The organism is Pimelobacter sp. 30-1, from assembly GCF_018831735.1.
GTDB lineage: Bacteria > Actinomycetota > Actinomycetes > Propionibacteriales > Nocardioidaceae > Nocardioides.
On sequence record NZ_NHTS01000021.1, the window covers coordinates 1 to 5,270 of the forward strand.

The 5,270-nt window shown below is 55.5% G+C and carries 2 rRNA genes; both read right to left on the reverse strand.

Going from position 1 to position 5,270, the window contains the following annotated elements:
• Window positions 1–79 precede the first annotated feature (79 nt).
• Window positions 80–3,201, reverse strand: a 23S ribosomal RNA gene (locus tag CCO04_RS28005).
• A 398-nt stretch (window positions 3,202–3,599) separates the two neighbouring features.
• A 16S ribosomal RNA gene (locus tag CCO04_RS28010) occupies window positions 3,600–5,118 on the reverse strand.
• Together the 16S and 23S rRNA genes form the textbook arrangement of a ribosomal RNA operon.
• Between the last annotated feature and the right edge of the window lie 152 nt (window positions 5,119–5,270).

Consider the following 5,270-nt stretch of genomic DNA (forward strand, 5'->3'; position numbering starts at 1 on the left):
GTCTGGGGTTGGTCTTCATGTGGACGCGCAGCACACCAAGTGTTCATCTTGTGTGTTGTTGGGTGTGTTGGGGGTTTGTTGTGGCAAGTCTTCGGCCTATTAGTACCGGTCGGCTAGGCATTGCTGCTGTACACCTCCGGCCTATCAACCCAATCATCTTTTGGGGGCCTTAACCCACAAGGGGTGGGAAACCTCATCTTGAAACGTGCTTCCCGCTTAGATGCGTTCAGCGGTTATCACTTCCGAACGTAGCCAACCAGCCATGCACCTGGCGGTACAACTGGCACACCAGAGGTTCGTCCATCCCGGTCCTCTCGTACTAGGGACAGCCTTTCTCAAGTTTCCTACGCGCGCGGCGGATAGGGACCGAACTGTCTCACGACGTTCTAAACCCAGCTCGCGTGCCGCTTTAATGGGCGAACAGCCCAACCCTTGGGACCTACTCCAGCCCCAGGATGCGACGAGCCGACATCGAGGTGCCAAACCATCCCGTCGATATGGACTCTTGGGGAAGATCAGCCTGTTATCCCCGGGGTACCTTTTATCCGTTGAGCGACAACGCTTCCACTCGCAGTTGCCGGATCACTAGTTCCGACTTTCGTCCCTGCTCGACATGTCTGTCTCACAGTCAAGCTCCCTTGTGCACTTACACTCAACACCTGATTGCCAACCAGGCTGAGGGAACCTTTGAGCGCCTCCGTTACTCTTTGGGAGGCAACCGCCCCAGTTAAACTACCCATCAGGCACTGTCCCTGAACCAGATCATGGCCCTAGGTTAGACATCTAGTACGACCAGAGTGGTATTTCAACGTTGACTCCACAACCACTGGCGTGGCCGCTTCACAGTCTCCCACCTATCCTACACAAGCCGAACCAAACACCAATGCCAAACTATAGTAAAGGTCCCGGGGTCTTTCCGTCCTGCCGCGCGTAACGAGCATCTTTACTCGTAGTGCAATTTCGCCGAGTCCATGGTTGAGACAGTAGGAAAGTCGTTACTCCATTCGTGCAGGTCGGAACTTACCCGACAAGGAATTTCGCTACCTTAGGATGGTTATAGTTACCACCGCCGTTTACTGGGGCTTAAATTCTGAGCTTCGACTTACGTCTAACCCGTCCTCTTAACCTTCCAGCACCGGGCAGGAGTCAGTCCGTATACATCGTCTTACAACTTCGCACGGACCTGTGTTTTTAGTAAACAGTCGCTTTCCCCTGGTCTCTGCGGCCCTTCCCGCTTCCCCAGCAAGTGGGTACACGATCCGGGCCCCCCTTCTCCCGAAGTTACGGGGGCATTTTGCCGAGTTCCTTAACCATGGTTGTCTCGATCGCCTCGGTATTCTCTACCTGATCACCTGAGTCGGTTTCGGGTACGGGCGGCTCATGGCTCGCTAGAGGTTTTTCTCGACAGCATAGGATCACCCACTTCCCCCCTACGGGGTCGGCATCACATCTCAGGGCTACCGATCAAACGGCCGTGTGGCGGATTTGCCTACCACACCCCCTACATGCTTACCCGCCGTCTACCATCGCGGCGGTTGGGCTACCTTCCTGTGTCACCCCATCGCTTGACTACTACCGGGTCGGGTCCCACGCTCCACACCAAGCTCTCAGTCCGAAGACATCGATACGAGGTGCTTTGGGTGGTTAGCATCACCGGGCTCATCATGGGCGCCATTTCGCCGGTACGGGAATATCAACCCGTTGTCCATCGACTACGCCTGTCGGCCTCGCCTTAGGTCCCGACTTACCCAGGGCAGATTAGCTTGACCCTGGAACCCTTGATCAATCGGCGCACGGGTTTCTCACCCGTGATTCGCTACTCATGCCTGCATTCTCACTCGTGTCACATCCACACCTGGATCACTCCGGCGCTTCACCCGTGACACGACGCTCCCCTACCCAACCGCACCCCTGGACCACCATCAAGTAGTGGCCTGGGTTAAATGCGATTGCCATGGCTTCGGCGGGCGGCTTGAGCCCCGCTACATTGTCGGCGCGGAATCACTTGACCAGTGAGCTATTACGCACTCTTTCAAGGGTGGCTGCTTCCAAGCCAACCTCCTGGTTGTCACTGCGACTCCACATCCTTTTCCACTTAGCCGCCTCTTAGGGGCCTTAGCCGATGGTCTGGGCTGTTTCCCTCTCGACTATGAAGCTTATCCCCCACAGTCTCACTGCCACGCTCACACTTACCGGCATTCGGAGTTTGGCTAACGTCAGTAACCTGGTCGGGCCCATCGGCTATCCAGTGCTCTACCTCCGGCAAGAAACACGCAACGCTGCACCTAAATGCATTTCGGGGAGAACCAGCTATCACGGAGTTTGATTGGCCTTTCACCCCTATCCACAGGTCATCCCCTCCATTTTCAACTGAAGTGGGTTCGGTCCTCCACGCCGTCTTACCGGCGCTTCAACCTGCCCATGGATAGATCACTCCGCTTCGGGTCTAGAACACGCGACTCAAACGCCCTATTCAGACTCGCTTTCGCTACGGCTACCCCACACGGGTTAACCTCGCCACGTATCGCTAACTCGCAGGCTCATTCTTCAAAAGGCACGCCATCACCCTGTAAGGCTTTGACGGATTGTAGGCACATGGTTTCAGGTACTATTTCACTCCCCGCCAGGGGTACTTTTCACCTTTCCCTCACGGTACTGGTCCGCTATCGGTCATCGAGGAGTATTTAGGCTTAACGGGTGGTCCCGCCAGATTCACACACCATTCCAGGAGTAGCGTGTTACTTGGGAAATGCTGAACACAGCCAGACCCTATCGTCTACGGGGCTATCACCCGCTACGGCACCGCTTTCCAACGGACTTCGACCTCGTGTCTGGTTTCTTACTGTGCGCCACCCCGGCAGAGGCAACAACAACACTCCCACAACCCCCACTCCACAACGCCTGCCGGCTATCACATGAAGTAGGTTTAGCCTCATCCGATTTCGCTCGCCACTACTCTCGGAATCACGGTTGTTTTCTCTTCCTAAGGGTACTGAGATGTTTCACTTCCCCTTGTTCCCTCCACACACCCTATTTCATTCAGGTGCAGGTAACACGACATAACTCGTGCTGGGTTTCCCCATTCGGACATCCCCGGATCAACGCTCGGTTGCCAACTCCCCAGGGCATATCGCAGGCTCCCACGTCCTTCATCGGCTCTCGATGCCAAGGCATCCACCATGTGCCCTTAACAACTTGCCCACAACAAACCACCAACACACACAACAACACCCCCACCAACAACCCCGAAGAGCTGCCGAAGACGATGCGTCAACTACCTGTGTACATGCCGGCGGTCCCATCATGGAACAAACCATAATAGAGAACACACACAAACAATCATCACGAAACAAACACTATTATATGCTCGCGTCCACTATGAAGAAATCAAACAGCCAGAAGCCGACCAGCACCACAAACCCACATCCGGGGCCTGCAGCGTCTGATGCCTCAGACACCCAACAGCGTGCCATACAAACTCACAACCAAACCACCCAACAAACGCCGGGCTTAAGCTGCAAACGATTATTGTGTTCCACTAGTGAACACCCCCAACGCATCCAGCACATTCGGCTGATGTCACGGGGTGTGCTCCTTAGAAAGGAGGTGATCCAGCCGCACCTTCCGGTACGGCTACCTTGTTACGACTTCGTCCCAATCGCCAGCCCCACCTTCGACGGCTCCCCCCACAAGGGTTAGGCCACCGGCTTCGGGTGTTGCCGACTTTCGTGACGTGACGGGCGGTGTGTACAAGGCCCGGGAACGTATTCACCGCAGCGTTGCTGATCTGCGATTACTAGCGACTCCGACTTCATGGGGTCGAGTTGCAGACCCCAATCCGAACTGAGACCGGCTTTTTGGGATTCGCTCCCCCTCACGGGATCGCAGCCCTTTGTACCGGCCATTGTAGCATGCGTGAAGCCCTGGACATAAGGGGCATGATGACTTGACGTCATCCCCACCTTCCTCCGAGTTGACCCCGGCAGTCTCCCATGAGTCCCCGGCATAACCCGCTGGCAACATGGAACGAGGGTTGCGCTCGTTGCGGGACTTAACCCAACATCTCACGACACGAGCTGACGACAGCCATGCACCACCTGTACACCAGTATCAATGAGACCCCTATCTCTAGGGGCTTCCGGTGTATGTCAAACCCAGGTAAGGTTCTTCGCGTTGCATCGAATTAATCCGCATGCTCCGCCGCTTGTGCGGGCCCCCGTCAATTCCTTTGAGTTTTAGCCTTGCGGCCGTACTCCCCAGGCGGGGCGCTTAATGCGTTAGCTACGGCACGGAATCCGTGGAAAGGACCCCACACCTAGCGCCCAACGTTTACGGTGTGGACTACCAGGGTATCTAATCCTGTTCGCTCCCCACACTTTCGCTCCTCAGCGTCAGGTAATGCCCAGAGAACCGCCTTCGCCACCGGTGTTCCTCCTGATATCTGCGCATTTCACCGCTACACCAGGAATTCCATTCTCCCCTGCATACCTCTAGTCTGCCCGTATCGAAAGCAAGCAACGAGTTAAGCCCGCTGTTTTCACTCCCGACGCGACAAACCGCCTACGAGCCCTTTACGCCCAATAATTCCGGACAACGCTCGGACCCTACGTATTACCGCGGCTGCTGGCACGTAGTTGGCCGGTCCTTCTTCTGTACCTACCGTCACTTTCGCTTCGTCGGTACTGAAAGAGGTTTACAACCCGAAGGCCGTCATCCCTCACGCGGCGTTGCTGGATCAGGCTTCCGCCCATTGTCCAATATTCCCCACTGCTGCCTCCCGTAGGAGTCTGGGCCGTGTCTCAGTCCCAGTGTGACCGGTCACCCTCTCAGGCCGGCTACCCGTCAAAGCCTTGGTGAGCCATTACCTCACCAACAAGCTGATAGGCCGCGAGCACATCCTGGACCGAAAAACTTTCCACCACCACTAGATGCCTAGAGTGGTCATATCCGGTATTAATCACCGTTTCCGGTGGCTATCCCAGAGTCCAGGGCAGATTACTCACGTGTTACTCACCCGTTCGCCGCTCGAGTACTCCCGAAGGAGCCTTTCCGCTCGACTTGCATGTGTTAAGCACGCCGCCAGCGTTCGTCCTGAGCCAGGATCAAACTCTCCATAAGAAAATTCTAACCTGACAATCGACGGACACTGACAACAACGTTGTCAGAATCATCATCATTGCCACAAACACACATCCAACCAAGAAGGCCGGACGCACAAACGTCACAACAATCTATTTGCATGACACACTGTTGAGTTCTCAAACATCACA